We start from the raw sequence: 24942 nt of genomic DNA, 5'->3' as shown, positions 1-24942 counted from the left end.
GTGAGCATTGAAAGTATGCCGACGCATGCCACAATGCTAACGCAATATTGTAGGCAATCTCCTGAATTGATAACATTTATCATTTAAAAACTTATTATTTAGGCTTATTATTTAGGCCACAAATCATAATTGCTACTATAATGTCAATTTATTGAGATTTTCACCGTATAATGCTATAATAATAGCAATAAAAAGCATAGTCATATAAAACGAGGATACCATTATGGATTATACAAATTATTTATGGGATACGCCGTCTGATGTTGCCCTTAGATTGGCAAATAAGATCAAAAGCGTTAGAAAAAGGAAAAAGATTACACAAAAACAACTTGCCGGAAGAAGCAATGTAAGTTATGCCACTTTGCGCAAGTTTGAGAAAACCGGACAGATTTCGCTTGAATCTTTTATAAAACTGACTATGGAGCTTGGACTGATACAAGAAATAAACAATTTATTTTCCGAACCTGTTTACACCAGTATTGAGGAGGTAATAAATGCAAGTAAATAAGACTCTGGATGTTTATTATCATAGTCAACATGTTGGCACTCTTGCCGAAACTCCCGATAAAAGAATTGCATTCCAGTATGACAGCGAATGGCAAAAAAATGGTTTTTCCATCAGTCCTTTTTCGCTTCCGCTTCGAAATGATGTCTTTGTACCCAATGAAAGATCACTGGATCGTTTTGGCGGACTATTCGGAGTCTTTGCTGACAGTCTTCCCGATAGTTGGGGGCACTTACTTTTAGATAGGTACCTGGAATCAATTGGCATAAAAAGAGGCGAAATAACCACGTTGGAAAGACTTGCATATGTCGGAAAAAGTGGTATGGGCGCCCTTGAATATATGCCGTCAAAAGAGGCCGATTTTGATTACAAGAATGCAGGTTTAGACTTCGATACAATAGCAAAGGAATGTGCAAATATTCTATCGTCCAAAAATTCCGACCAATTAGATATTCTGTATAAAATGGGGGGATCAAGCGGAGGAACCCGCCCAAAAATACTTCTTTCCGAAGACAACAGGGAATGGATAGTGAAATTTCCTTCAAAAAACGATCCCGACACAAGCGGCAAATGTGAATATGATTACTCTCTATGTGCAAAAGATTGCGGAATATCTATGACTGAAACGGATCTTATTCCTTCCTCGGTATGTGATGGATATTTTAAAACAGAAAGATTTGATAGAAAAGATAACGAAAAAGTATTCATCATAACATTTGCAGCCCTCTTGGAAGCGGATTTCCGTGCTCCATCTTGCGATTATGAAACCTATTTCAAATTAGCAAGAGCACTTACAAAAGATGCTGAACTTGATAAAGAACAACTATATAGAATTATGTGCTTTAATGTTGCCACACATAATAGAGATGACCACACAAAAAACTTTTCATTTATACATACAGATTTACAAGGCTGGAATTTAGCCCCAGCATATGACCTTACATATAGCGATACCTATTGGGGCGAGCATACAACATCTGTAAACGGCAAAGGCCGGGAAATAACCAAAGCCGATATCGTTACAATCGGATCAGACGCCGGATTACCCGAGAAATTCTGTACTGATTGTTATGATGAAATAAACTCCAAGGCAAAAGTTTTGGACAAATACCTTATTCCAAACCAAAACAATAAGGAACATATACCTTTTAGAGAACGTATCTCTGAAATATCTATCTAAAAATAAATCAGATATACATACAATAATTGCTTGCTAATAAAAAAATAGCTGTCGTTCTAGGTGAATTATTCAATCATCCGAAACGCCAGCCTATTTTTTTATCTCTTTTCAAGCGCTTCGATCACAAGTTCATTGAATTCATCACAAGGCATTGATGAACCGTCTGATGCTACAACACTGTCATACGATATCTTGCCGTTATAGTTGGCATAATCATTCCTCAATATCTGCTCGATTAGTTTAATAATTTCATCTCTCTCATTATAATGATATATATATATGGCCGTTGTCACATCGCTTAGAAGACGAACCATTTCTGGTGAGATATCCTTCGTAGTATAAATCTTACTGTCCTTAAAAATCATTTCGCCGACAGGTCTCCATGTAAGGTCTTCAAGCCGATCTGCACTTTCTTTTGATGCTACAAGATCAGTGTATTTACGTCCGAGTTCATTTAAATCAATTAAACCGTAAGCGTCACCATGCCAGTAACCATCATCGAAATACTTTAATTTATCATAATCACAATCATGTGCATCGTCATAATCCAAGAATGAATGTGTATAGTCAGCCTCATCATAATCACCGCTATACTCATTAACCTTAAAAATATTTGGCGTTCCGCCTTTCGACAAGATGTAAAGGTCCCATCCGTCTTTTCTAGCTTCAAATGCTGCAGTAATGCCTATATTCTGTATCGCCGAATCGTAATGAGTCAGCTCTGAATTCATGCCGCTATTATCGCAGTAATAAGTTATAAAATATCCGTTTCCGACATACCTTGACGGCAAAGGTCCGTATTGTTTCAACCAGCCATATGAGCCGGATTTGTTATATTTTCCATCAATCTCAGTAATGACAAAGAAAATTCCTTCCTCATTTCCGATAATAAGCTCATTAGAACCGTCATAGTCTAAATCTGCATATGTAAAAAGAAAACTCGGTCTATATATCGTACGCCATAAATCTGAAACCATATCGGTAAATTCTTTTTCAAAAAATGCACGATATCTTTTATCATCTTCTGAACAGTTAATATCGCTCACTACATCTTCTGTACTACTAATATTGCTCACTGCCTCTTCTGTACTGCTAATGTTACTCACTACATCCTCTGTACTGTTAATATCGTCCATTACATCTTCTGTACTACAAACATTGCCAATGGCATCTTCTTTTTTTCCACCACACGCTGTCAATACCAAAAGACATACCATCGACCAAATTATTTTTTTTAATTTCATAACTTTTCACCTTACCTCTCTGTATCTCCAATGTAGTTATGCGGTATTTCTTGCTTAGCCAACAACCGCAGCATTTTTTATTATATATTTCAATCTGCGATACTACTGTGAAATCTTTGTGATAATAGTTGCAATAAATTATGACTATACTGTATTTTATGATTACTTGGAATGGATTGGAGATATATGAGAACCAGATTTTTGCAATACTTTTATGCTTAGTGACTGTTACGGCGTGCGCTAAAGAGGATACAAAACAAAATGATGCGAGTGTGACAAACGCTTCTAAAACTAATGATGAAAAGCTTTATTGGTAGCGATTCTAAATGGCATTTCCTTTATACTGTTGAATATAAAGATGAACCTTATTATGACAGCGATAAAAGTTATGTAGTTCTGATTCAATTTACTGAGGACGATATTGGTTTTTCTGAAGATGCTGTATATACACTGGCAAAAGACAACTATGATACATCTGACATTGATTATGAAAATGGATATCCGGATTATAGATATGACAAATTTCCGCGTGGTGAATCTGACGATGTGTTCAAAAAATATCTTGATGAATTCAAGGATAACGATTGGCCCACACTTCCATTAAGTGACGCTGATAAAATAATCTCTGACAGAGAAAAATCGGAAGGCCTTACAGCCGAAATCAAAAAAGGCAAAACAGCGGATTGGAAAAAGCTTGATTATGAACTGACTCATTAACGAAGGACCGACGTCCCCATGTAGATACGTCGGTCCTTCTGTATATATGTTACTTTTTCATATTTGGCTTACGCCAAAAACTCCCTAAAATTTCCAAACGCGAACACGCCATTAATCATTTCAAATTTTCCAACATATCAATGAAGGTTCTGCTCTCTTCAGACTCGCTGTCCAAAAATAACCATTCAGGCTTTGATATCTGCCCTTCTCTCTCCGGCATTTTGGAAAAGATCATCTTGTAAACATAGGCGTCACGTGCTGAAAAAGTCTCATCTCCTCTTTCCTTCCAGCGACGCAAAAACCAGCCTTTTCCGGCATCTCCGTTATTCCACTCTATCACCTGATTCTGTCCATCGATGTCCACAAAAAAGTAAACATTTAGCTGTTCAATAAATCCGCTTGTCTTTGTCCAGAAATAATTGCCGTTAAACGTTATCTTATTTCCACTGTCTGTCTGAATCTCCTTCCCTTCAATCCTTGTGTCGTGAATAATTTCCTTGCTCTTTTCTGCCATGCCCATAGTGCCTAATTATACCTCTCATCATCTTAATAATTTTCTTTTCCAAACATTCGATAGTCCCTTAAAATGACGGAAAAACAAGAATATATTAACTTAATGATAGGCGCACGTTATTTGTACTGACAAGGAAAAAACTATACTGTTTCTTTATCATATTGCTCAATTTCTTTTTCACAAATATGGGAGGATAACACATCACATCTGTTATTACATTTTTATTAACAAATACCATGCTATAAATATCCGATAACCGTTGACCCACTTAACGATTAAAGTAAGATGTTTTATATACAATGTCTGTAATGGCATTTAGAAAGGAAGACAGACTATGCCGGAAAATTTAGGCAAAATTTTTTATATGGATTGGGAGTTAGACTTCCTTCACCATTTACAAAACATTCACACTCCGGAATTGGACAAAAAAATGCTTTTTTTCACCGGTTTGGGTGATAAAACTATACTTATCGCACTGTTTTTACTTGCTCTTATCATTATTCCAAAAACCAGAAAATATGGCATCCAAATGGCAATTGCCGTAGTTATCTCTGTACTGATTGTAAACGTAGGCATAAAGCCTTTTGTCAAAAGATGCAGACCTTGTTGGCTGGAACCGAACGTGCCACTGCTCATACCTGTTCCGCACGATTATTCCTTCCCATCGGGACATACAAATGCTTTTTTTGCAATGGCGACAGCACTGTATCTGAAAGACAAGAAACTCGGACTTCCGGCTCTTGCGCTTGCTTCAATCGTCGCGTTCAGTCGTATGTACTTATTTGTTCACTGGCCGACGGATGTAGTAGGAGGAATCATCACAGGTTTTGTAAGCGGCAAGATCAGCTATAAACTTACAAATCCTTTTTCCGGATTATTTAAAAAGAAAAAACGAAGAAGAAGATAATTAAACAATTACCGCATCCATAGAAGCAAAGGTAGCAAATCTGCACCTTTGCTTTTTTATATTTTATGCAATATTTTAAAAAGATGTTGACATACCTTGTCTGTCGTAGTATATTACTGTTCAGGCCAAATACTACGTTACGCGTAGTACGATAATAATAGTATGACAGTCATAGCATTTAAAGGAGACAGAATATGCCACAGGATTTAGGTACAGTTTTTTATTTTGATTGGGAACTTAAGTTCCTACACTTTTTGCAAAGCATTCATAATCCGGTATTAGATTCAATTATGCTATTTTTCACTAATTCAGGCAACATAATTATGATTTTGATACTTATATCGATTGTCTATCCAAAAACAAGACGAATCGGAATTCAATTGATTCTTGCTTCTTTCATTTCACAAATACTCATAAACGATGGATTAAAGCATCTTATCACAAGATGCAGGCCATGCTGGCTGGAACCGGGCGTGAAATTATTAGTTGACTGCCCAAACAGTTATTCTTTTCCGTCAGGACATACAAGCGGGTTCTTTGCATTAGCGACAGCAATATTCTTAAGTAATAAGAAATTCGGAATTCCGGCTCTTGTCTTTGCTTCTCTCGGTGCTTTCAGCCGTTTGTATCTTTTTGTTCACTGGCCGACGGATGTTTTGAGCGGAATTCTTTCAGGTGCTCTATGCGGTGTGCTGAGCTTTTTGATAATTGACGCACTCATCAATATTTTTAGAAAAAAAAATAAAGGATAAATAATATGAAAACAAGTTTAAGATTGACAAAGTATTTAGGTGGCATCGTTTTGGCACTCATACTGATATCTACTCTTCCCGGAATAATTGTTCAGCGAGCAAATATTACTAACAATTCTGATTCTCATTGTATCGGTATTGCTTGGACTTTACCTCATCAGAGACAGTAAGATGAAAGATGTTTATCAGACTGTAGAAAACTAAGTTTCCCAAAAACAAAGAGTACTTCTTGGAAATATCGCATAATCAAGAAGTACTCTCTTTTTTCAATTATTTCTTATCTTTCGAATGTCTCTCACCGATCTGGAAGTCATCACTGTGAGCGAACATGAAATCTACAGTAATGGGATCGTCCCCTGTAAGTTTCTTGAAGTCATCGGTATGAACGGCCATCTTGCCTTCTCTTATGGCCTGTGCGAAAGTTACCATACCGTCACTTGAGAACGGCGCTTCGCTTCCTTTTTTGAAAAGACCGTCTGTAGTTCTCGGAACTCCCATCGCATCAAAAATCTTGTAATTCTCTTCATCGGAAACCGCCTTGTAGCTTATGTTGTTGCCGGTCTCTTTGTTACCGATCTCGACAAACTTAGTGATCGTCATCAGCTCTTTTCCGTTGATGTTAAGAGTTGCATGATCATATTCGGATGCGCGGTGAAGTGCGTATGCAACGGCTTTAGCACAGTCTTTTCTTGAAATGTATGCCATAAGCCCGTCGCCCTGGCTGTTTGTAAGAGGTGCATTCGCATGTACATATGTAAAGTAATTGGTGATCATAGCTTCTGCGTACTGGGAATTACGAAGGAAGATATAATCAAGGCCTTCGCCCTTAATGTAGTTCTCAGTGTAGATATGATCAAGCTTTTCAATCGAAGGATTGGTCTCATCACCGGCATTTACAAGGGATGTGTAGATAATCTTTTTTACACCCGCTTTTTTCGCCGCATCGACAGCATTTTTATGAGCGCTCTGCCTCTTCTCACCGACAAAAGGCATAGAGATAAGAGCAAGAACATCGGCACCCTTAAATGCTTCCGCAAGCCCGTCCGGATAGTTAAAGTCCGTCACATGTGTCTCAACTCCCTGAGCTGCAAATCCCTTAAGTGAATCTTCACTGTAGCCGCAGAATATAAGATTACTCTTATCTTCCAATGTAAGCAGCACTCTCGCTGCCTCAGCGCCAAGATTTCCATCAACACCTGTAAGTAACAGTTTACCCATGAAAATACCTCCTTCTATGAAATTGTTATGATATAGGCGTTTTGAATTTTTGCCTTTATATACCCTTATATTATATCACTTAAACTTTCTAAGTTCCGAATATGCAAACGGAACCGCAATAAGCGTAGAAAGTACATCGGCACATGGCTGCGCAATCTCTACTCCTGTGATTCCAAAGAACCTTGGAAGAAGCAGTATCATTGGAAGGAAACAAATACCGTTTCTCGCAGATGCCGTAATTGAAGCCTTAACTCCCTTTCCTATAGACTGAAGCATCATATTACTCATTACAATAGGGCCTGATAAGAACAGCGTCGCGCACTGGAATCTGAGCGCCTTTACACCAACCTCCACGGCAGCTGCGTCCTTGGAGAAAAGAGCTATCAGATTCGGTGCAAAATAGAAACATACCGCTCCGAGTCCCAAAAGGAAGATTGATGCATATTTAATGCAGAAAAAGAATCCCTCTTTTACCCTTGCCGTAAGTCCTGCGCCGTAGTTAAACGAGCATACTGGCTGATATCCCTGGCCAAATCCTATAAGTGCCGAAACCATAAGCATGAGGATTCTTGTTGCAACAGACATTCCGGCAATTGCCGCATCAGCACCTATGCTTCCCGCAGTTCTGTTAAGAACGAGAGTTGCTATAGCCGCAAGTCCCTGTCTTGCAAGTGAAGGTCCGCCTCCGTTTGCTATCTCAAAGAGGTAATGCCCGTTAAGTCTGACCTTCTTAATATTAAGCTTTATATTTTCACCCTTGGTCGTTCCGATTAGAAGGACAAAAAAGCTTGTAATCTGTCCCATAACCGTTGCGATCGCAGCTCCCGTAACTTCCATGTGAAATACCATGATAAGAAGCGGATCGAGTATCATATTCATCGCAGCACCGCTCATAAGACCGATCATTGCGTAATATGCGCTTCCCTGGAATCTGAGCTGATTGTTTATAACAAACTGCGCCATCATAAACGGAGCGCCAAGCAATATGATTCTCATATACTGCTTTGTAAATGTCAAAGTCTGCGCACTCTTTGCACCAAGCGCACCGGCAATATCGGTCAGAAAAATATTTCCGATAAGAGCAAAAGCAATTCCGAGAATGATCGACAGTGCAAAACCTGTAGATGCCATCTCATCTGCTTCTTCATACTTCTCGGCGCCAAGCATTCTTGACAGATAGTTTCCCGATCCGTGTCCGCAAAAGAATCCTGCTGCCTGAATAATCGCCATAACGGTAAAAACAAGTCCTACAGACGCGGTAGCTGCGGTATTTACTTCCGGATTACTTGAAACTCTCGATACAAAGAACGTATCAGCCGTGTTATAAATTCCCGTAACCAGCATGCTTATTATGGTTGGAAAAGATAATGTCATAATAAGCTTCGGTATAGGTGTTGTGGTAAAGTATTCTCTTCTGTTTTGAGTAGACATTTAAATTAGCTCCGATATAAATTATTTCCTGCAATAAGTGCAGCAAAAAACATTATAGCACACCTTTTGCTTCTTCGAACTTCGCCTTCATGGTCGGATTGCCTCGCGTAAGCTTCTTTACACTGACATCATCAACCTTGCTGTTTGCAATCCTGAGCTGATTGTCGGAACCGAGAAGTTCTTTTTTCACCTTCTCAAGGTGCTGAATAGTCTTATCTATTTCATCGATAGCCTTGTCAAAATGATTGTGTGCTATCTCATAATTTCTTGAAAAATCATTTTTGAACTTCATCAGACTGTCTTCAAAGTTTGAAATATCAATATCCTGATTGCGGACAAGCTGAAGCTCCTGCTTGTATTCAAGCGCTGTGAACGCGGCATTCCTAAGAAGCGTAATGATAGGAATAAAGCACTGCGGCCTTACAACGTACATCTTGTCATATTTGTATGAAACATCAACAATTCCGGCATTGTAGAGTTCACTGTCACTCTCAAGAAGAGATACCAGAACAGCATACTCGCAGTTTTTCTCCTTGCGGTCCTTATCAAGTTCTTTAAAAAAGTCCTCGTTCTTATGCTTAGTCGCGGTCTCATCCATCTCGTTTTTCATCTCGAACATTATAGAGATTATCTCAACGCCGTTCTCATCACACTCTCTGTAGATATAATCGCCCTTACTTCCGCTTCTTGCATCATTATCTTTTTCAAAATATGCATTTCTGAAAGCAGTCGCACGAAGCTGGTTAAACTGTATCTCGCAGTGCTGCTCGAGCGTCTCGCCGACCATCTTTGTCGACATCTTGGTCTTTAAGTCTTTATAGAACTCGACTTCTTTCTCTTTCTGCTCAAGAAGGATCTTGCCCTTTTCTTTTTCCTGATTGAGGGCATTTTCAAGTTCGTGTTTCTCATCGTTAAGAGCATTGGCAAGCTCGTTCTTCTCTGTTTCCACTTTTCTTACGGCTTCAAGAACGGCAAGTTTTGTCTTGTCCTCAGCGCCTTTTACTTCCATGGAAAGAAGACTCTTCTCTTCAAGAGCCTTATTAAGCTGCGCTCTAAGGTCATCAAGTTCCTTTTGATGATCCTCTTTTTCCTTCTCATACTGAGCTTTGCTCTTTAATATAATCTCGTTCTCTTTTGCAGCAAGCTCAAGCTCATGCTTTTCTCTATAGTGTCTTTCAAGCTCGGAAACTCGGCTCGAAAGATCTTTTTCAAATTCTTTATCTCTTATCTGCTTCATAATGGAACCAAGTTCCGTATCGTCAACCGTAAAAGCCTGTCCGCAATGCGGGCATTTAAGTTCTGCCATATTTGCCCCCTCTCATGGAAATAAAAAAATCACAGTAATCTCTTATAAATATCAAGCATACTCTCTATCTGATACTTAAGGAGCCATGCGGCATTATTATATTCTGTAGTATACTTGATCACTTTGATAAGATCGGGATAATACCTCTCTGTTTCATTTATCATTCTGAATATCTTTTCACGACTGAGTCCCCATGACATTGTCGTAAGATTATTGCATCTGTCCATGCACTTTATGAGTGCCGCTTTAGGATTTGTCGCTATCTGATTGTAATAAGCGATCATAACCTCGTCGCGGTTTTTGCCTTTTGTATCTTCTTTTGTCAGGAGTCTGACCAGCTCTTTTGCCTCGTCTCCCACAGGAAGCTCATCGAGTCCTATCTCGCAATCTTCAACCACATCATGAAGAAGACATGCCGCAATTACCGCATCGTCGATAATGTCCATAGAAAGAGCATGGCATGCCAAGTTAAGCGGATGATATATATAGGGAACGTTAGAATGTTTTCTACTCTGACCGGTGTGCGCCTTTACCGCAAAATCAACTGCCTTCAAAGAATCAGAAAGCTTGAAATTCTTGGCCGTTGTCTTTACATAAGTTTTCATGTGCTCCCAATCGTATATCGCATCTTTTGTCTTAAACGTACCGTGCTTCTCTTCCGCAATCGCTGATACAGATACCCCGAAGTACTCAGCAAGTTTCACAAGCTTATCGGTATCAGGTTTGTACTCATCTCTCTCCCATGCAGAAACAGCCTGAAACGTAATTCCCAACGCATCTGCAACCTGATTCTGCGTGAGATCACGCTCTTCTCTAAGTTCCTTGATATTTGTTCCTATACTCATCTTTACTCTCTTTGAAAATCCTATATAAACGTTATGTGTCATGCCTTTATATTACACTTGATGTCCCCTTTATTCTAACGAGTATTGATTTAAGTTTCAATCTGTTTTTCAAGTTGAACTTGAATCCCTTGAATTGAAAATAGTGATCACAATATATATAAATATACATTTCTTAAATTTTTCTAAAATAAGTGCTATTATAGTACCATTAAGAAAAGTGAGGTTTCTATGCGAAGATTAAGAATTACGTTTAATTCCCCGGTTGTTTTGGGATTTATGTTGCTAAGTTTTGGCGTATTGGAGCTAAGCGCCTTTACAAACGGTATGACAGACCAGCTCCTCTTTATGACATACAGATCGCCACTGACGGATCCGCTTACTTATATCAGATTTTTTACACACGTACTCGGACACAGCGGTTGGGAACACTATATCAGTAATGCCTCGTACTTATTGCTTCTGGGCCCTTTGCTTGAAGAAAAATACGGTTCCAAGCCTATCCTTCAGATAATTATAATAACCGCACTTGTAACCGGACTTGTAAATTATGTCCTGTTCGTCAACGTTGCTTTGTGCGGCGCCAGCGGAGTTGTATTTGCCTTTATACTCCTTACATCATTTACAAACTTCAGACAGGGCGACATCCCTCTGACTTTTATACTTGTTACGGTTGTTTTCCTCGGACAGCAGATTCATGACGGATTGTTTCTGCAGGATGACATCTCAAACCTGTCGCATATCATAGGCGGTGTCATCGGTGCCATCATCGGATATAATCTAAACAGAGACGATTATTATTAAAAAAAGGCTCAATGCTACAAAAAGGGAAACGCCGTTTTGAAACGTTTCCCTTTTTTATTATCCACTTTTTTTCTTTGAATGCTTCACGGAATTGTTATCCTGAGATTCCGGATTGCCTTCTTTTTTACCCCCGCTATGAGCTCCCATAGCGCTGACATCAATCTCAGAACCGTCGATAAGTGCAGCTGAATCTTGCTTCTGCTCTTCATCCGTAGAAGGTATCGTTCCGTCAAGCTGCCCCTTGATGCTTTCAGCTCTTAGCTTCACCGCTTTATACAATGTTTCACATGCCGTCTTATACTCATCATAGCTGTAAAACGCTGTCGGATCTTCTTTAACAAGTGCATCTATTTGGCTTCCTATCCTGTTATAGGTTTCTTCGAATCTTCCTCCGTCAACATATTCTTCCGTGAGTTTTCTCAGATACTCGTGATACTTTTCAAGATATTCCTCATTTTCCAATAATGTGTCAAAAAAGTCGGTTCCCGAAAATGGAGTATCTATCGCATCATTTACCATCTCAGTTCCTTTATCGCTGTCTTCTCCGCCTCTTCCCATGGATGACATACCGCCAAATGATAGATTATAATCCCACGGAAAAAGATTAAGCTTTCCGTCATGCTCATAAAGGTAATAGTTATGCGCCATATTCCCTGACAGACTGTCCATATTTACCGCAAAAGTATGCACAGCCATGTATTTAAGAATATTGTCTACATCAAGGTATTTCTCTATGTCGTTTCCTTCGCTTATATTCTTAAGTGCCGTAACCACTCTCAGGTGGTCTCCATCTGACGTCTCTGTTATCTCGCCGTCCCATATCACCGAGTAACTGTCAAGATTGTCATCGATGTAATTTAGATTTGCACCGCCATTGTTTCCGGTATGCCCGTCGCCAGCCTTTCCTTCCGGAGGTGATGGCATATTGGCAGGATCAAAGCCTTCCATGTCAGGCATTTGTGGAGGTGCTCCGGGGGTATCGCCCTCCATGTCCGGCTTGTCCTGCGGATTAAAATCGCCATGATCCGGCATTCCACCACTCGGACCTTGTTGCGATTTTGCTCCCTGTTCTTGTTTGTATCTATCTCCGCCTCCACCGCCCATCCCCATACTTTCGGGTTTATAAAGCTCTCCGTTCTGAGTTCCGTAGTTTCGGAGCAAGAAGCTTTCTTCAACAGCTTCCAATGCAAGATATACACCCTTGTACTCACCGTTTAGTGATATCGATGCGTAATTGTACAGCGGTGATGCTGCTCCGATAAAGTTGAACATGTCATATACGATCGCCTCTTTCATATTGGTGGCGTCAGCGTAGTTATTATTGAGAATAAGCTTATCAAGTCCAAAGCATGTCTGCCCTTCCATAAAATGACCAAATTCCAGCTTAAAACTGTATCTGTCGGTATCAGGATCCCTTGCTACCGATGAAAGAGATGTATTTCCTTTTGGACGTATAGCAACATTCTTAAATGTCGTTCCGCATATCTCGACATCACAGGAGTAATATTCCTCGGACATTGCATTTTCCAACATCTCATTCCATTCTTCTTCGTCCATCTTGATGTTTACGCTTATAACTTCATTTGTATCAAAAAGCTTGCTTGGGTATTCCATTAAAATGTTTGCATTCTCAGCATATTTATCACTTCGTCCCACGACTATTCCTGCGAGCACGCATATCACTACAGCCATGGCCATGATGATCACCACAATCTTATTAATATGCTTGTTTGTAACCATAACAGGATCCTCCTATCGATTTTTAACTCATGTACTCGCCGTTAAATGCAACAAGCGTAGCACTCGTTACACCATCAACCTCATTTACCCGATTAACAAAACCTGTTGCCGCATTTTTTGTACGTATCTCAACTGTAAACTCGATTCCATCGTCGGTAACGGTCTTAGATTTAACGATATACTTATTCGTTTCTTTTTTTATAATGCCGTATGCCTTTTCTTCGGCCCTCTCATCGTAACAATCTACGATAAGTATGTATGGCACATTTGAAACCTTTTTATTTGCAAACAAAGCAAGAATAATCCCGATTATTGCGGATCCGACCACTGCAAGGGGAATCATTCCGGCTCCGACCACTATACCTGCCGCAAGTGCCCAAAACAAAAATACTATTTCCATGGGCTCTTTTATTGCTGTACGGAAACGTACAATCGAAAGTGCGCCGACCATACCGAGTGAAAGAACAACATTTGACGTAACTGCCATTATCACAAGGTTAGTCACAAGCGTAAGTCCTACAAGAGTCATTGCAAAACCGGTTGAATACATAACTCCGTTAAATGTCTTTTTATAGATCAAAAAGATAAACAATCCTATCGCCAGCGCAAAGCCCATTCCTATCAGTGTATCTGCAACCGAAAACTGTGTTACGTTTTCCAAAAAACTTGATTTAAATATATCGTTAAATGACATTATTATTTCCTCCTACAAATGAACAAATTATTGTCCGGAAATTTTTATCCGAATCTCCTGCACACTCCGTATTTTGAAAATGACTGCCGTGTCATGCCGTTGACCTGTATAAGATCCTGTATTACCGCCGGCAAGAATGCATCATATTTTACTTCCAGTATCATATCCTCCGGGTTATCCGTTGCGCTTATATCAATAACATTCTCTGTAAGAAATTCCCTGTTAAAAAGAGTTGTTCTTATCCTTGAATCAAACGTAACCCTGACATTTCCAGGCTTGTATATATACGGTTCTCGCACATATGACACCAAAACTCTCGGAACGAGCCTTTGATATCTCATCTTTGTGTACAGCTCTTTTACAAGCTCATGCGGACTGTCCTTCATAAATTCCAAATCTCCTTCAAGTATCTTCCTGCACTCGCTTTCGGTAATCCTTGCATCATATTTAAGGCACAGCTCATTGATCTTCATCTTCTTTTCAAGTGTTATAAAAGAAAAATCATCATTGTAATACCTGATTCTAAATTTCTCACGTTTCTGTATTCCGTCTATCTTCTCTCGCAGCGCCTTGTCATCGCTATTGTCAAAATAAATGCTTCTGATCTGATAAAGGCCTTCAGAATCTGTATGTGGATCGGAGCTCATTATATTTTGAAGACGCTTTCGCATCGCTATGTATTCAGAATAAGAAATACTGAATTTGAGCTCATGTCTGTAATGCTTTTCCACTACTCTTTCTCTCCTTTCCTCATCCTCTTGAAGCCATAATAATTTCCCAACCTGAAATGAACCTGAAAAAAAGAGAAGTCTTTTTTCGACTTCTCCTTTTCAAGTAGATCAGATTTTAACTTTTATTGTCATTGTTTTGCCAGCCGGACAATCTGCGCTTATCGTGCCACCGTGTGCTTCTGCTGCCGCCTTTGCGATTGCAAGTCCGATACCGTTTCCGCCCGTCTGCGTACTTCTTGACGCATCCGGTCTGTAGAAACGATCAAACAGCTTCTCGGTATCAGGTATCGGACTTAAATCGCATGTGTTGAAAACCTCAATAACTACCTTGTTTTTCTTTTTATAAACACTGAATCTGATATCTGCATTTGGATTCGAATATCTTATCGCATTATCAAGCAGCACCGACAGCATCTGATGAATTGCCGCTTTGTCTCCGTACAGATTTACATCATCCTTAATATCCACAAAAAAATTCTTTTCACTTGCCTTAGCCTGTGCCTCAAATATCTCCGCTACTTCCCATGCTACAGCGCTAAGCGAAAAATGTTCCTTGTCAGGAAGCGGAATATCTTCATCAAGCCTTGAAAGCTGAACAAGCTCGCTCACAAGCTTACTCATTCTACCGGTCTGCTTCCTGATATTATCCAGCCATTCGTCATCCTCACGTTCCATGCTAAGGACATCCAGACTTGTACTTATTGACGTAAGCGGAGTTTTCAATTCATGGCTTGCATCCGTGATAAACTGCTTCTGCCTTCTGATATTGTTTGCAATCGGTCGTATCGCCCTGTTTGAGAAAAGAACTACCAATATAAATACCAGTATAAGACTTTCAATTGAAACCACAATCGTCAATGACCTTAATGTACGCATAAACTGTAACTCTCTCATAGAATTAAGGAAGACGATCATCGTGAAATCTCCCGATCTTATTTTTCTGAATCTGAATTCTTTTATATATCCGCGATCTTTTTTGCCCAAATTAACCTGTTCTGCAAGTTGCTTAGCTCCCGAGGCATCAACTGAAGCAACAAAATCAAGCGAAGTTGACATTACATTGCCGTCCTCATCAAGCCGCGCGACAAAGAAACGCGTCATATATCCTGCTTCCGCATCCGGTGAACCTCTAAAAGGGCCATCCGGAGGAGCCTGCGGTCCGGGAACAGCCTGATTGTCGCCGCCCCCCGGCTGTCCGTTATTCATTCCGGGATTCGGCGGCTGTGGCTTTTTCTCCTCAAATTCATAGATAGTCATAATTGTTTCATCAAGGCGCTTTGTTACAGCTCTGTAATTGATAAGATTTACAAGAAATGCAACCATAAGTATTACTGCCAAAAAAGCCGCCATAGCTGCGATTATCATACGGCAACGCATTCTTTTCAGCATGAGGTCACCTCCAGGGCATATCCGATGCCACGCATTGTCTTTATTTCCACATTTGCCTTAATCTGCCTTAACTTCTTTCGCACATATCCTATGGTAGTCCATACCACGTCTATGTCGGATTCCGTATCATAACCCCATATTTTTTCCATCAGGTGCTCTGTTGAGAATGCCTGCCCCGGATGAAGAACAAAGAGTTCCATAAGTTGGAACTCCTTATTGGTAAGCTTGACGCTCTTTTTACCTACACTTATTTCGTACTTATTGCTATCGAGAACTATATTTCCGATACTCTGAACAGAATCCTTGTAATTCTCGCTGCGGCGTCCCAATGCCTTAACTCTTGCTATCAGTTCACTTGTAGCAAAAGGCTTCGGTAAATAATCATCGGCTCCCGCTTCAAGCCCCGCAACTCTGTCCTCTATCTCAGCTTTGGATGTAAGGAGCAGAACCGGCGTCCTAATTCCGTTCTGTCTTATAAGCGACAAGACTTCAATCCCGCTCTTTCCGGGCATCATAATATCAAGAACGATCACTTCATACGAACCTTCTTGTATATAATCCCACGCATCATCTCCGTTATGCACAATATCTACGGAGTACATTGCTTTCTCCAGCAATATCTTAAGCGCCTTCGCTGTCGCAACCTCATCCTCTGCAATCAAAATACGCATATACGTCACCTCAAACAAAATCGTTTTTCCGATATATTGTCTATAAAACTATAATATGATGCGATTGAAAAAAGGTCAAAACAGCATGTATGTAGAAAGTTCTGCTTAACAATATAATGATATGTATACTGATTAATGCTATTATAGAAGCGATGTTGATACGAAAAACAGCTTAACCATAACATATACTCAGACTGGAGGAGAAAAAGTGCTTAAAAATAAGGCAACTAAGATTGTAGTATCATTAGCAGGTTTATTATGTATGGGATCTTTGTTCTGCGGATGTGGCAACACCATTGGAATGGCAACATCCACAAATAGTTACAACAATGAAAAAGTATTGGCGAAAGACAGCAGCAGCTACAATTATTGGGAAAAAGAAGGAACGGCAGACGAAACAAGCGCCGATATAAACTTCTTCTTTTCAGGAAATGATGTAATCTGGAAAATTGATAGCGAAAAAGACACCGATCTTCAGTGCTCCTACGACATAAATATCTCTTCCGGAAAGTTTAAAATAATAGAGGTTACAGACGACAAAAACATCGTAACCCTTTGGGAAAACACTGACAGCAGCGAAAATAGTGGCAATTTCCCCATTTGCTAAATATGAGGTTAATCCACCACTTTGAAAAAAATTGCACTTTCGAAACATTATTTCATTTTTATGCGCATATTGTCCAAAAAGAAATCATTAATTCCAACAAGTAATTAGTTCATTTGTGGAAAAATTGAAAATTTTATTAAATAGATTTCTTTATGATGAAGCGTATGATATAAATATATCGATTGGTTTTTTTGTTCATATTTGAGAAAAGAGGGATTAGAATGGCAGAAGTAAGTAATAGTAATAACTCTACTATGTTATCACAAGAAGAAATAGATAAGCTTATTAAAAAATTAGAAGAAGAAAAAGAAAATAATGCATGATAAAAGGGGCTGTCGTTTTAGATGATTACTTAGGAGGATTCATCTAAAGTGACAGCCCCTCTAACTTTGTAGAAAGTATATGGGGAGTATGACTTTATTGCGCAGAAATGCTTTAAAAAGTCATACTTTATTGTTTCCTAAGAGATTAAACACATCCGATATATTACGTACTAACTTAGTGCGACAGCTCCTTTTTCTTGTTTTAGTGTATTATATCTACATATATTGATAGATTCAATGACAGGCCGGTCAGATCCGAGTATCCATCCGGAAATGTGCAGTTCTCGGACGAGCAGACAAAGCATGAAACGATAAAAGCAAGAACCTGCTGACTTTTTTGAACAAAGTGAAAGGAAGCAGGTTCTTGCTTTTGAGTTTACATGATTTGCTGCGCAGCCGAACACAAACATTTCCGGATGGATACCGGATCAGAACGGCCGTCATAAATACCTCAAATTATAATGCCGAATATCCAAATCCGTTGCAGATCGCATCGACGGGAATTCCGTTTTTGCACATAGGACAGGAATCCTGTGGAGCAGTCGAATAATCCGGAAGATCACGTATCGTAAACAACGCGCGGATCGGAATATTCTCAATCTGGGTGGCCAAAGAAAAGATAGCCGATATTCCCACAATTTCCCCTTTATAAAATCTTATGGACTCAAGCGCACTCTTCAATGTTCTGCCGGTTGTTGCGGAATCGATGAGAATAAGCACCTTCTTTTCATTTATCATGTGCTGATTATTCTCACGAAACATTATCTGACCGTTGACATTGTACTCCGGAGCCGTAATATACATGGATTTATGCGAATTCATGGATAGTATGCCCGCTTCAGTCAGCTTATTGGCCATGTATGAGCCAACCACTTCCATTCCGTCAAGACACAGGATCGTATCGATAACATCGGAAGACATGTACATCTCAGCAAGCGATTCACCGGCCGCACGAGCCTCTTTCATTCTTGCTTTGGTATCACACAGATCAATATAGTAATTAACATGGGAATTTGGGGTTATGAAATGCCCCTTTGTATAACGAAGAATTACGTCAGTATTTCCGGTGTATTCAAGTTTTTTGTATCCTTGCATGCGTACCCTCCTATGAGCCCATCGGCAAACAACAAAACAACCTAAATCTTATTACCATATTTACTTACAATACCATTATAATTTATATCTTATATCAGATGCAATTATAGCCTCTATTAATAAGGATGTTTTCAACCTGTGCAATGTCGTCTGTATGGATCACCATAATAGGAAGACCTGAATCACGGTTAAAAGAAAGATATGTGTAATTTACGTTTATATTGCTGTCAAATAAGGTCTTTAAGATCTTATCCAAAGATCCGACTTCATCCTGACACTCAACGGCAAGAACAGGAGTTGTCTTGCAAATGTAGCCTTCGCTGCTGAGTACTTCGATGCTCTTTTCAGGATCTGAAACAACCATTCTTATTATTCCATATTCTGCAGAATCATTGGTTACCGATCCAAGAATATTGATTCCGTTTCTGCAAAGAATACCTGTAACATTCTGTAAGCATCCTTTTTTATTTTCTGCATAGATAGATATTTGCTTTAACATATAATTGCTCCTCTTCTGCTTGATTATGCATGTATTCTAACATTGCACTTTATTATTGTCCAGTGTAAAAGAACTCCTTCACTCCTCGTATTCACTGAAAAAACATTTCGCTATCATATAATAAGAAAAACGAGGCTACAAGCATTATATAGCCTCGCTTATCGTAAATTTATTAACCTTCGCCCTCTTCAAAAGCTTTGTTCACCGCTCTCAAAACATCCGAAGTATTAAACGGCTTAACGATAAAGTCTTTTGCTCCCTTTTTTATTGCCAGGACTATCATTCCTTCATATTTCTGGTCGGAACACATGATAACACGTGCTTTTGGATCGTATTTCCTCACAGCGACCAATGCATCTATCCCGTTCATCTTAGGCATATTTATGTCAAGAACCATAAGATCGGGATTCTTTTCTTTATACATATCGACTGCTTCGTCCCCGGTAACGGCTTCGCCTACAATATGATATTCTTCGGAGCTAAGCGCATTCTTTATCATCTCTCTGAATAATGCTGTATCATCTGCTATCAATACCTTCTTCATAACGTGGTCTCCTTTATTTGAAACATCAACGAATTGGCACGATTTGACTTTTGACACCTATATCATATGATATACGGATTGCTCCATGACTTTCGTCACCTATATCATATATATATTATGTCTACAAAAACGTACATTTTTCAAATAAAATATTGATAAATATAGCACGATTTTTCAGCTTATTTTTTGTTGAGTCTGGCTAAATCCGCCTGTCTTATACGGGCTCTGCTAATCTTTCCGCTGCTTGTCCTCGGAAGTTCTTCAACAAACTTTATTATTCTGGGATACTTGTATATAGCAACACGCTTTTTTACAAATTCCTGAATCTCGGTTCCAAGTTTTCCGGTATCTTCAACACCCTCTTTTAGAATGATGCTTGCCTTTACGACAGCTCCTCTGTTTCTTGAAGGAAATCCGGTGACGGCGCACTCAAATACCGCAGGATGGCACATTATAACATCTTCAACTTCAGAAGGTCCGATTCGATAACCGCTTGATTTTATAACATCATCATTTCTTCCTATGAAAAAGAAATGACCACTCTCATCCATTATTGCCTTATCCTTTGTATGATATACTCCGCCGCGCCATACTTCCTTATATAAGGCTTCATCGCCAAGATACCCTTTGAAGATACCTATAGGTCTTTTGCCCTCATCGGGAATAATGACTATCTCACCTTCTTCGCCGACAGCAACAGGCTTATTATCCTCATCTACCAAAGCCACATTGTATAGCGGTGAAGAAATACCGATAGAGCCCTTAACCTGCTCTTTTCCGGCAGGAGTGCATATCTGAAGTGCAGTCTCCGTCTGGCCGAATCCTTCACGAATACGGATTCCCGTCATGGCAAAAAACTTCTCCGCAACTTCCTCAGGCATAGGCTCACCTGCGGTTGTTGCAGTATGAAGGTTGCTAAGGTCGTACTGCGAAAGGTCTTCCAAAATAAAATACTTATATATTGTGGGAGGAGCGCAGAATGTATTTATCTTTTCCTCCGAAATAAGCTTAAGCAGGTCGGTTGCATAGAACTGCTCATAATCATAGACCATTATGGCCGTTCCCATAAACCACTGTCCGTAGAGCTTACCCCACGCGGACTTGGCCCATCCGGAATCTGCAACAGTCAGATGAAGACCGTCATATTCAACACCGTGCCAGCATTTTGCTGTATATATGTGTGCGATTGGGTAGGAGAAATCATGTATCACCGCTTTGGGTGCTCCGCTTGTACCTGATGTAAAATAGTAAAGCATATTATCATTTACATCGGTCTCTATCCTATCAAGCTCTGCAGACGCATCTTCCATGATCCTGTCAAAAGAAACAGTGTTCTTATAACTGTCTCCGACTACGATCTGAATGACGTCTTTGCCCGAAACTGCGCGCTCCACTTTATCACAGATCTGTTCCGAATTGACACAGATCACTGCCTTTGCTCCGGAAATTTCAATTCTTTCCTTGATGTCCTCCGACGATACCATGTGTGATGTCGGTATTGCTACGGCACCAAGTTTATGGATTGCAAGTATGCTTATCCAGAATTCGTAGCGTCTTTTCAAAAGAAGCATTACCGGATCTCCACGCTTTATTCCAAGTGCGCTTAAAGCGTTTGCCGCCTTGTTTGTAAGGATCTTAAGATCTCCGAACGTAAATCTTGTATCTACGCCGTCCGTGCTCCTGTGAACCATAGCAAGCTTATCCGGACATTCATCGGCAAATTTATCAATCACATCATATGCAAAATTGAAATTATTGTCACAGGTGGTTTCAATACCTACTATATTTCCGTCTTTGTCACATTTTTCCTTATAGTATCTTTGATATATGTTAGTCATATTTGCCTCTAATATCCGACTCTTCTGAATTTTTCATACCTTAGATCCGTAAGCGTATCGATATCCGTATCCATCAACTTCTTGAGTTCCGCATATATGTCGTTTTCTAAGTTTTCAAAAGCATCATTGCTACAAATCTTATCTATAAGTCCCAGTTTGTACAGCTTATCAGCCGTAAGGTTCAGTGCATCCGCGACCACATCCGCTTTTTCTGTGCTCTTCCATAAGATATTCGCACAGCTCTCCGGTGATACCACGCTAAAGTACGCATCATCCAGCATCCAGACTCTGTCCGCGTGCGAAAGAGCAAGTGCACCGCCGCTTCCGCCTTCTCCTATCACGATTGATAAAATAGGCGTTCGAAGATCCGACATCTCATAAAGATTCTCGGCTATGGCTCTTCCCTGCCCGCGCTCTTCGGCGTCCACACCGCAAAATGCACCCGCCGTATCAACAAAGCACACTATCGGTCTGTGGAATTTTTCCGCCTGCTTCATAAGCCTCAAAGCTTTCCTGTATCCCTCGGGATGAGCGCTTCCGAAATTGTGAGCTATTCTGTCCTCGGTATTTTTGCCTTTTTCAATCCCGATAACCGTTACAGGCATATCTTTTATCATTCCTATACCTGCTATAACAGCCCCGTCATCACCAAAATATCTGTCACCGTGAAATTCAATAAAATCGCCGATAACAGCATTCATATAATCGATTGCCGTGTGCCGGTTGTCACTCCGCGCACCGAGCACAATATCATAATCTCTCATATCTTCCTCTTGTATTTACTCAGACACTATGTATCTTGAGTATCTTTTCAAGGTAATCCCTTTGCTTGTCTCTTGTTACGATGTCATCTATAAATCCGCACTCCAGAACTCTCTCTGCCTTCTGGAATCCTTTGGGAAGCGCCCTGTTAAGAGTTTTCTCAACAACCCTGGGGCCTGCAAATCCTATTCTTGCTCCGGGTTCTGCAAGCGTTATGTCCGCAAGCATCGCAAAGCTTGCATCAACACCGCCTGTCGTCGGATTGGTCAAAAGAGCTATATACAGATTTCCTGAATTATTATGTCTTTTAACCGCAGCAGAAACCTTGGACATCTGCATAAGAGAGATCATCCCCTCCTGCATCCTCGCTCCGCCCGAAACGGTGACTCCGATAACCGGAAGATTATTCTCCGTAGCATATTCAAAAATACTTGTGATACGCTCTCCCACAACAGCTCCCATAGAACCCATCATAAAATTTGCATCCATTGCAAAAATACATGTCCTGTATCCGCCAATTGTTGAAACTCCGCAGATAACTCCCTCGTTCTCACGGCTCTTTTCCCTTGCTGCCTGGAGCTTACTGTCATACTCCGGAAAATCAAGGATATTTCTCGATTCAAGATCTCCGAACAATTCTACAAAACTTCTTTTATCCGTGAGCATCAGTATTCTGCGTCTTGCTCTTACAGGAAAATAATATCCGCAGTTCGGACATACAAAATTATTTTTTCTTATCTTGGCTACGGCTGTTTCCTTCTGACATCTCTTACAGGTAACCTTTCTGCTTCTGTGCTTTACATCGCCGTATTCAAGCTCATTATTTGCTTTTAAAAAAAGACTTTTTAATTCCATAGTTTACAAAACCTTCTGACATATTCCCGTGTCATAGTTACCAACTACAAACTTTACATTGTCCATGAATTTCATGTGCATTTCTCTGTTGTTGTCAATTCCGACAAGCACAAACTCAGAGAGTGCGCTCTTCATCTTACGGATCGCACCGTCTCTCGTATCTGCACAGACAATAAGTTTTCCGAGCATGGAATCATAGAACGGCGTTACTTCATAGCTCTGGTAAAGCGCCGAATCAAATCTGACATCCACACCTCCCGGTATATGAAGAAGCTCAACCTTTCCGGTAGACGGCTTAAAGTCCACTGAATTTTCCGCACAGATCCTGCATTCGATCGCGTGCTTACTGTGCGCGATATCTTCCTGATTAAAAGGAATATTTATTCCGGCTGCAGTTCTTATCTGCCACTCAACAATGTCTATACCGCACACCATCTCTGTAACGGAGTGCTCAACCTGAAGACGTGTATTCATCTCCATAAAGTAAAATGAATCACCTTTTACAAGAAATTCCACTGTTCCTACAGTGACATATCCGACTTTCTTGGCAAGATCCGAAGCTGCTTTGTACATCTTTTTACGTGTACTGTCGGCAAGAACAGGCGCAGGGCACTCCTCGATAAGCTTCTGATTCTTTCGCTGAACGGAACAGTCTCTGTCACCCAGAACAATTACTTTTCCGCTCTGATCCGCAAGAATCTGGACTTCAACGTGCTTTACGTTCTCGAGATATTTCTCCATAAAAATTGCATCGTCTGCAAAAGAGCTCTTAGCTTCTTTTTTTACCTGCTCAAAAGCCGGTATCAATTCGCTTTCCTCTCTCACAACGCGGATTCCCTTTCCTCCGCCTCCGGCTCTCGCCTTGAGGATTACGGGATATCCTATCTCTTTTGCCCATCTTATTGCTTCCTTGTTGCTCTGCAGGATATCGCTTCCCGGTGTAACGGGAACTCCCGTGCTCACAGCAATCTGTCTTGCGATTTCTTTCTGACCCATTTTTTCCATAACTTCGGAACCGGGGCCTATAAGCGCGATGTCGTTTTCTTCACACTTCCTTGCAAACTCAGGATTTTCGGAAAGCATACCGTATCCGGGGTGGATTGCTTCTGCTCCCACAGCCTGAGCAAGCGTAATTATGACATTTATGTTCAAATAGCTGTCGTTTACCAAAGGGCCGCCGATGCAATAACTCTCATCAGCCATCTCTACGTGAAGTGCATCTTTGTCTGCATCGGAATATACCGCAACGGTCTCTATTCCCATCTCCTTGCATGCTCTGATAACACGCACGGCAACTTCACCACGGTTTGCTATAAGAATCTTAGAAAACATGTCACGCTTCCTCTCTTTCTCCTACTTCCGTAATGGCAAAAGAAAAATCTCCGCTCATACATTTTTTCCCATCTACAGTCAATTCCCCATGAAGTACATACATGGGATGAAAAGACCTTATGACCTTAGTGTCAACTCTGATCCTGTCTCCGGGCTTTACCATATTTCTGAAACGAACTTTATCAAGTCCCGTATAAACAGGAATAACTCTGCCATTCGCCATCTTATCCGCAAAAAGAACGCATGCTGACTGTGCCATTATCTCGCACTGTATTACTCCGGGAACGATGGGATTTCCGGGGAAATGTCCCTGTAAAAAATACTCATCGCCGCGCACATTGTAATAACCTGTTGCCGTTCCGTCCTCATTAAGATACGCCTCATCAACAAGAAGCATCGGCTCTCTGTGCGGAAGTATCTTTTTCAATTCTTCTCTATTCAT

General features: G+C 40.3%; 27 protein-coding genes. 8 read left to right on the top strand and 19 right to left on the bottom strand.

The annotated features are described in order from the left end of the window. Positions 1–223: 223 nt before the first annotated feature. Together BLP87_RS06525 and BLP87_RS06520 are read left to right on the top strand one after the other, a co-directional pair. On the top strand, positions 224–508 hold the full coding sequence (locus BLP87_RS06525) for a helix-turn-helix domain-containing protein (RefSeq protein ID WP_026655919.1): 285 nt from the start codon (positions 224–226) through the stop codon (positions 506–508). Continuing rightward, a complete protein-coding gene (locus tag BLP87_RS06520) occupies positions 495–1685 on the top strand; it encodes a type II toxin-antitoxin system HipA family toxin (protein WP_074461968.1) in 1191 nt (396 codons plus the stop codon). The genes BLP87_RS06525 and BLP87_RS06520 overlap by 14 nt, the downstream gene beginning before the upstream one ends. Before the next feature lie 98 nt (positions 1686–1783). Here BLP87_RS06520 and BLP87_RS06515 read toward each other — a convergent pair whose 3' ends face one another. Continuing rightward, positions 1784–2929 carry a hypothetical protein gene (locus BLP87_RS06515; protein ID WP_074461967.1) on the bottom strand — a complete coding sequence of 382 codons (1146 nt, stop codon included), beginning with the start codon at positions 2927–2929 and terminating at the stop codon, positions 1784–1786. Between the two features lie 294 nt (positions 2930–3223). Here BLP87_RS06515 and BLP87_RS06510 point away from each other — a divergent pair, with 294 nt between their 5' ends. After that, complete coding sequence (locus BLP87_RS06510; RefSeq protein WP_074461966.1) at positions 3224–3646, top strand: hypothetical protein; 423 nt, start codon at positions 3224–3226, stop codon at positions 3644–3646. 115 nt (positions 3647–3761) lie between these two features. Here BLP87_RS06510 and BLP87_RS06505 read toward each other — a convergent pair whose 3' ends face one another. Then, entirely contained in the window at positions 3762–4166 is a 405-nt protein-coding gene (locus BLP87_RS06505; protein WP_026667426.1) for a hypothetical protein, read from the bottom strand. A 328-nt stretch (positions 4167–4494) separates the two neighbouring features. Here BLP87_RS06505 and BLP87_RS06500 point away from each other — a divergent pair, with 328 nt between their 5' ends. The 3 genes from BLP87_RS06500 to BLP87_RS16010 all read left to right on the top strand — a co-directional run bounded on the left by BLP87_RS06500 (position 4495) and on the right by BLP87_RS16010 (position 5989). After that, positions 4495–5067: a phosphatase PAP2 family protein gene (locus tag BLP87_RS06500; protein ID WP_242871822.1), complete on the top strand. Its 573-nt coding sequence runs from the start codon at positions 4495–4497 to the stop codon at positions 5065–5067. Positions 5068–5261: 194 nt separating this feature from the next. Further along, positions 5262–5819: a phosphatase PAP2 family protein gene (locus tag BLP87_RS06495; protein ID WP_074461965.1), complete on the top strand. Its 558-nt coding sequence runs from the start codon at positions 5262–5264 to the stop codon at positions 5817–5819. Positions 5820–5824: 5 nt separating this feature from the next. Further along, the gene (locus tag BLP87_RS16010; RefSeq protein ID WP_176756612.1) at positions 5825–5989 is read left to right on the top strand and encodes a hypothetical protein; all 165 of its coding nucleotides are present in this window, start codon (positions 5825–5827) and stop codon (positions 5987–5989) included. A 100-nt stretch (positions 5990–6089) separates the two neighbouring features. Here BLP87_RS16010 and BLP87_RS06490 read toward each other — a convergent pair whose 3' ends face one another. The 4 genes from BLP87_RS06490 to BLP87_RS06475 form a co-directional block, all read right to left on the bottom strand. After that, on the bottom strand, positions 6090–7037 hold the full coding sequence (locus BLP87_RS06490) for an NmrA family NAD(P)-binding protein (RefSeq protein WP_074461964.1): 948 nt from the start codon (positions 7035–7037) through the stop codon (positions 6090–6092). Between the two features lie 75 nt (positions 7038–7112). After that, complete coding sequence (locus BLP87_RS06485; protein WP_074461963.1) at positions 7113–8468, bottom strand: MATE family efflux transporter; 1356 nt, start codon at positions 8466–8468, stop codon at positions 7113–7115. A 52-nt stretch (positions 8469–8520) separates the two neighbouring features. After that, positions 8521–9774 carry a DUF2130 domain-containing protein gene (locus BLP87_RS06480; protein WP_026655933.1) on the bottom strand — a complete coding sequence of 418 codons (1254 nt, stop codon included), beginning with the start codon at positions 9772–9774 and terminating at the stop codon, positions 8521–8523. Positions 9775–9803: 29 nt separating this feature from the next. Next, on the bottom strand, positions 9804–10619 hold the full coding sequence (locus tag BLP87_RS06475; RefSeq protein ID WP_176756611.1) for a helix-turn-helix domain-containing protein: 816 nt from the start codon (positions 10617–10619) through the stop codon (positions 9804–9806). Positions 10620–10847: 228 nt separating this feature from the next. On the opposite strand from BLP87_RS06475, the gene BLP87_RS06470 reads away from it, so the two are divergent. After that, a complete protein-coding gene (locus BLP87_RS06470) occupies positions 10848–11420 on the top strand; it encodes a rhomboid family intramembrane serine protease (protein ID WP_074461961.1) in 573 nt (190 codons plus the stop codon). 57 nt (positions 11421–11477) lie between these two features. Here the strand turns inward: BLP87_RS06470 and BLP87_RS06465 are convergent, their stop codons facing one another. The 5 genes from BLP87_RS06465 to BLP87_RS06445 all read right to left on the bottom strand — a co-directional run bounded on the left by BLP87_RS06465 (position 11478) and on the right by BLP87_RS06445 (position 16645). After that, entirely contained in the window at positions 11478–13160 is a 1683-nt protein-coding gene (locus BLP87_RS06465) for a CotH kinase family protein (RefSeq protein ID WP_074461960.1), read from the bottom strand. A gap of 22 nt (positions 13161–13182) precedes the next feature. Further along, positions 13183–13854, bottom strand: a complete 672-nt coding sequence (locus tag BLP87_RS06460) for a DUF4956 domain-containing protein (RefSeq protein ID WP_074461959.1) — start codon at positions 13852–13854, stop codon at positions 13183–13185. Between the two features lie 44 nt (positions 13855–13898). Further along, complete coding sequence (locus BLP87_RS06455; RefSeq protein ID WP_074461958.1) at positions 13899–14585, bottom strand: polyphosphate polymerase domain-containing protein; 687 nt, start codon at positions 14583–14585, stop codon at positions 13899–13901. Positions 14586–14693: 108 nt separating this feature from the next. Next, the gene (locus BLP87_RS06450) at positions 14694–15974 is read right to left on the bottom strand and encodes a sensor histidine kinase (RefSeq protein WP_074461957.1); all 1281 of its coding nucleotides are present in this window, start codon (positions 15972–15974) and stop codon (positions 14694–14696) included. Then, complete coding sequence (locus tag BLP87_RS06445) at positions 15968–16645, bottom strand: response regulator transcription factor (RefSeq protein WP_074461956.1); 678 nt, start codon at positions 16643–16645, stop codon at positions 15968–15970. The genes BLP87_RS06450 and BLP87_RS06445 overlap by 7 nt, the downstream gene beginning before the upstream one ends. Positions 16646–16853: 208 nt before the next feature. Between BLP87_RS06445 and BLP87_RS06440 the strand changes: the two genes are divergently transcribed. Then, positions 16854–17252 (top strand): hypothetical protein, encoded by a 399-nt coding sequence (locus tag BLP87_RS06440; RefSeq protein ID WP_074461955.1) that lies wholly within the window; start codon positions 16854–16856, stop codon positions 17250–17252. A 779-nt stretch (positions 17253–18031) separates the two neighbouring features. On the opposite strand, the gene BLP87_RS06435 is transcribed toward BLP87_RS06440, so the two are convergent. The 8 genes from BLP87_RS06435 to fabZ all read right to left on the bottom strand — a co-directional run bounded on the left by BLP87_RS06435 (position 18032) and on the right by fabZ (position 24942). Next, positions 18032–18670, bottom strand: a complete 639-nt coding sequence (locus BLP87_RS06435) for an orotate phosphoribosyltransferase (protein WP_074461954.1) — start codon at positions 18668–18670, stop codon at positions 18032–18034. Positions 18671–18764: 94 nt separating this feature from the next. After that, positions 18765–19169 carry an amino acid-binding protein gene (locus tag BLP87_RS06430; RefSeq protein ID WP_074461953.1) on the bottom strand — a complete coding sequence of 135 codons (405 nt, stop codon included), beginning with the start codon at positions 19167–19169 and terminating at the stop codon, positions 18765–18767. A gap of 172 nt (positions 19170–19341) precedes the next feature. After that, positions 19342–19713 carry a response regulator gene (locus BLP87_RS06425; RefSeq protein ID WP_074461952.1) on the bottom strand — a complete coding sequence of 124 codons (372 nt, stop codon included), beginning with the start codon at positions 19711–19713 and terminating at the stop codon, positions 19342–19344. A 179-nt stretch (positions 19714–19892) separates the two neighbouring features. Further along, positions 19893–21551: an AMP-binding protein gene (locus BLP87_RS06420; protein ID WP_074461951.1), complete on the bottom strand. Its 1659-nt coding sequence runs from the start codon at positions 21549–21551 to the stop codon at positions 19893–19895. Between the two features lie 8 nt (positions 21552–21559). Next, a complete protein-coding gene (accA, locus tag BLP87_RS06415; protein ID WP_074461950.1) occupies positions 21560–22315 on the bottom strand; it encodes a carboxyltransferase subunit alpha in 756 nt (251 codons plus the stop codon). Positions 22316–22334: 19 nt separating this feature from the next. Then, positions 22335–23168 (bottom strand): acetyl-CoA carboxylase carboxyltransferase subunit beta, encoded by an 834-nt coding sequence (locus BLP87_RS06410; RefSeq protein WP_074461949.1) that lies wholly within the window; start codon positions 23166–23168, stop codon positions 22335–22337. 3 nt (positions 23169–23171) lie between these two features. Continuing rightward, complete coding sequence (locus BLP87_RS06405; protein ID WP_074461948.1) at positions 23172–24500, bottom strand: acetyl-CoA carboxylase biotin carboxylase subunit; 1329 nt, start codon at positions 24498–24500, stop codon at positions 23172–23174. A gap of 1 nt (position 24501) precedes the next feature. After that, complete coding sequence (fabZ, locus tag BLP87_RS06400; RefSeq protein ID WP_074461947.1) at positions 24502–24942, bottom strand: 3-hydroxyacyl-ACP dehydratase FabZ; 441 nt, start codon at positions 24940–24942, stop codon at positions 24502–24504.

It is taken from the genome of Butyrivibrio hungatei (assembly GCF_900101605.1).
In the GTDB taxonomy this organism is placed as follows: domain Bacteria; phylum Bacillota; class Clostridia; order Lachnospirales; family Lachnospiraceae; genus Butyrivibrio; species Butyrivibrio hungatei_B.
Note: the sequence above shows the minus strand (reverse complement) of the source record. Positions and strands in the feature narration are given on the sequence as shown.

Bases quoted from the DNA above. Each gene is read 5' to 3' on its own strand.
- BLP87_RS06520 (WP_074461968.1), top strand. From the start codon at position 495: ATGCAAGTAAATAAGACTCTGGATGTTTATTATCATAGTCAACATGTT.
- BLP87_RS06495 (WP_074461965.1), top strand. From the start codon at position 5,262: ATGCCACAGGATTTAGGTACAGTTTTTTATTTTGATTGGGAACTTAAG.
- fabZ (WP_074461947.1), bottom strand. From the start codon at position 24,942: ATGAATAGAGAAGAATTGAAAAAGATACTTCCGCACAGAGAGCCGATG.
- BLP87_RS06485 (WP_074461963.1), bottom strand. From the start codon at position 8,468: ATGTCTACTCAAAACAGAAGAGAATACTTTACCACAACACCTATACCG.
- BLP87_RS06435 (WP_074461954.1), bottom strand. From the start codon at position 18,670: ATGCAAGGATACAAAAAACTTGAATACACCGGAAATACTGACGTAATT.
- BLP87_RS06450 (WP_074461957.1), bottom strand. From the start codon at position 15,974: ATGCTGAAAAGAATGCGTTGCCGTATGATAATCGCAGCTATGGCGGCT.
- BLP87_RS06505 (WP_026667426.1), bottom strand. From the start codon at position 4,166: ATGGGCATGGCAGAAAAGAGCAAGGAAATTATTCACGACACAAGGATT.
- BLP87_RS06475 (WP_176756611.1), bottom strand. From the start codon at position 10,619: ATGAGTATAGGAACAAATATCAAGGAACTTAGAGAAGAGCGTGATCTC.
- BLP87_RS06510 (WP_074461966.1), top strand. From the start codon at position 3,224: ATGATGAAAAGCTTTATTGGTAGCGATTCTAAATGGCATTTCCTTTAT.
- BLP87_RS06515 (WP_074461967.1), bottom strand. From the start codon at position 2,929: ATGAAATTAAAAAAAATAATTTGGTCGATGGTATGTCTTTTGGTATTG.
- BLP87_RS06500 (WP_242871822.1), top strand. From the start codon at position 4,495: ATGCCGGAAAATTTAGGCAAAATTTTTTATATGGATTGGGAGTTAGAC.
- BLP87_RS06410 (WP_074461949.1), bottom strand. From the start codon at position 23,168: ATGGAATTAAAAAGTCTTTTTTTAAAAGCAAATAATGAGCTTGAATAC.
- BLP87_RS06480 (WP_026655933.1), bottom strand. From the start codon at position 9,774: ATGGCAGAACTTAAATGCCCGCATTGCGGACAGGCTTTTACGGTTGAC.
- BLP87_RS16010 (WP_176756612.1), top strand. From the start codon at position 5,825: ATGAAAACAAGTTTAAGATTGACAAAGTATTTAGGTGGCATCGTTTTG.
- BLP87_RS06470 (WP_074461961.1), top strand. From the start codon at position 10,848: ATGCGAAGATTAAGAATTACGTTTAATTCCCCGGTTGTTTTGGGATTT.
- BLP87_RS06525 (WP_026655919.1), top strand. From the start codon at position 224: ATGGATTATACAAATTATTTATGGGATACGCCGTCTGATGTTGCCCTT.
- BLP87_RS06425 (WP_074461952.1), bottom strand. From the start codon at position 19,713: ATGAAGAAGGTATTGATAGCAGATGATACAGCATTATTCAGAGAGATG.
- BLP87_RS06460 (WP_074461959.1), bottom strand. From the start codon at position 13,854: ATGTCATTTAACGATATATTTAAATCAAGTTTTTTGGAAAACGTAACA.
- accA (WP_074461950.1), bottom strand. From the start codon at position 22,315: ATGAGAGATTATGATATTGTGCTCGGTGCGCGGAGTGACAACCGGCAC.
- BLP87_RS06420 (WP_074461951.1), bottom strand. From the start codon at position 21,551: ATGACTAACATATATCAAAGATACTATAAGGAAAAATGTGACAAAGAC.
- BLP87_RS06445 (WP_074461956.1), bottom strand. From the start codon at position 16,645: ATGCGTATTTTGATTGCAGAGGATGAGGTTGCGACAGCGAAGGCGCTT.
- BLP87_RS06465 (WP_074461960.1), bottom strand. From the start codon at position 13,160: ATGGTTACAAACAAGCATATTAATAAGATTGTGGTGATCATCATGGCC.
- BLP87_RS06430 (WP_074461953.1), bottom strand. From the start codon at position 19,169: ATGTTAAAGCAAATATCTATCTATGCAGAAAATAAAAAAGGATGCTTA.
- BLP87_RS06490 (WP_074461964.1), bottom strand. From the start codon at position 7,037: ATGGGTAAACTGTTACTTACAGGTGTTGATGGAAATCTTGGCGCTGAG.
- BLP87_RS06405 (WP_074461948.1), bottom strand. From the start codon at position 24,500: ATGTTTTCTAAGATTCTTATAGCAAACCGTGGTGAAGTTGCCGTGCGT.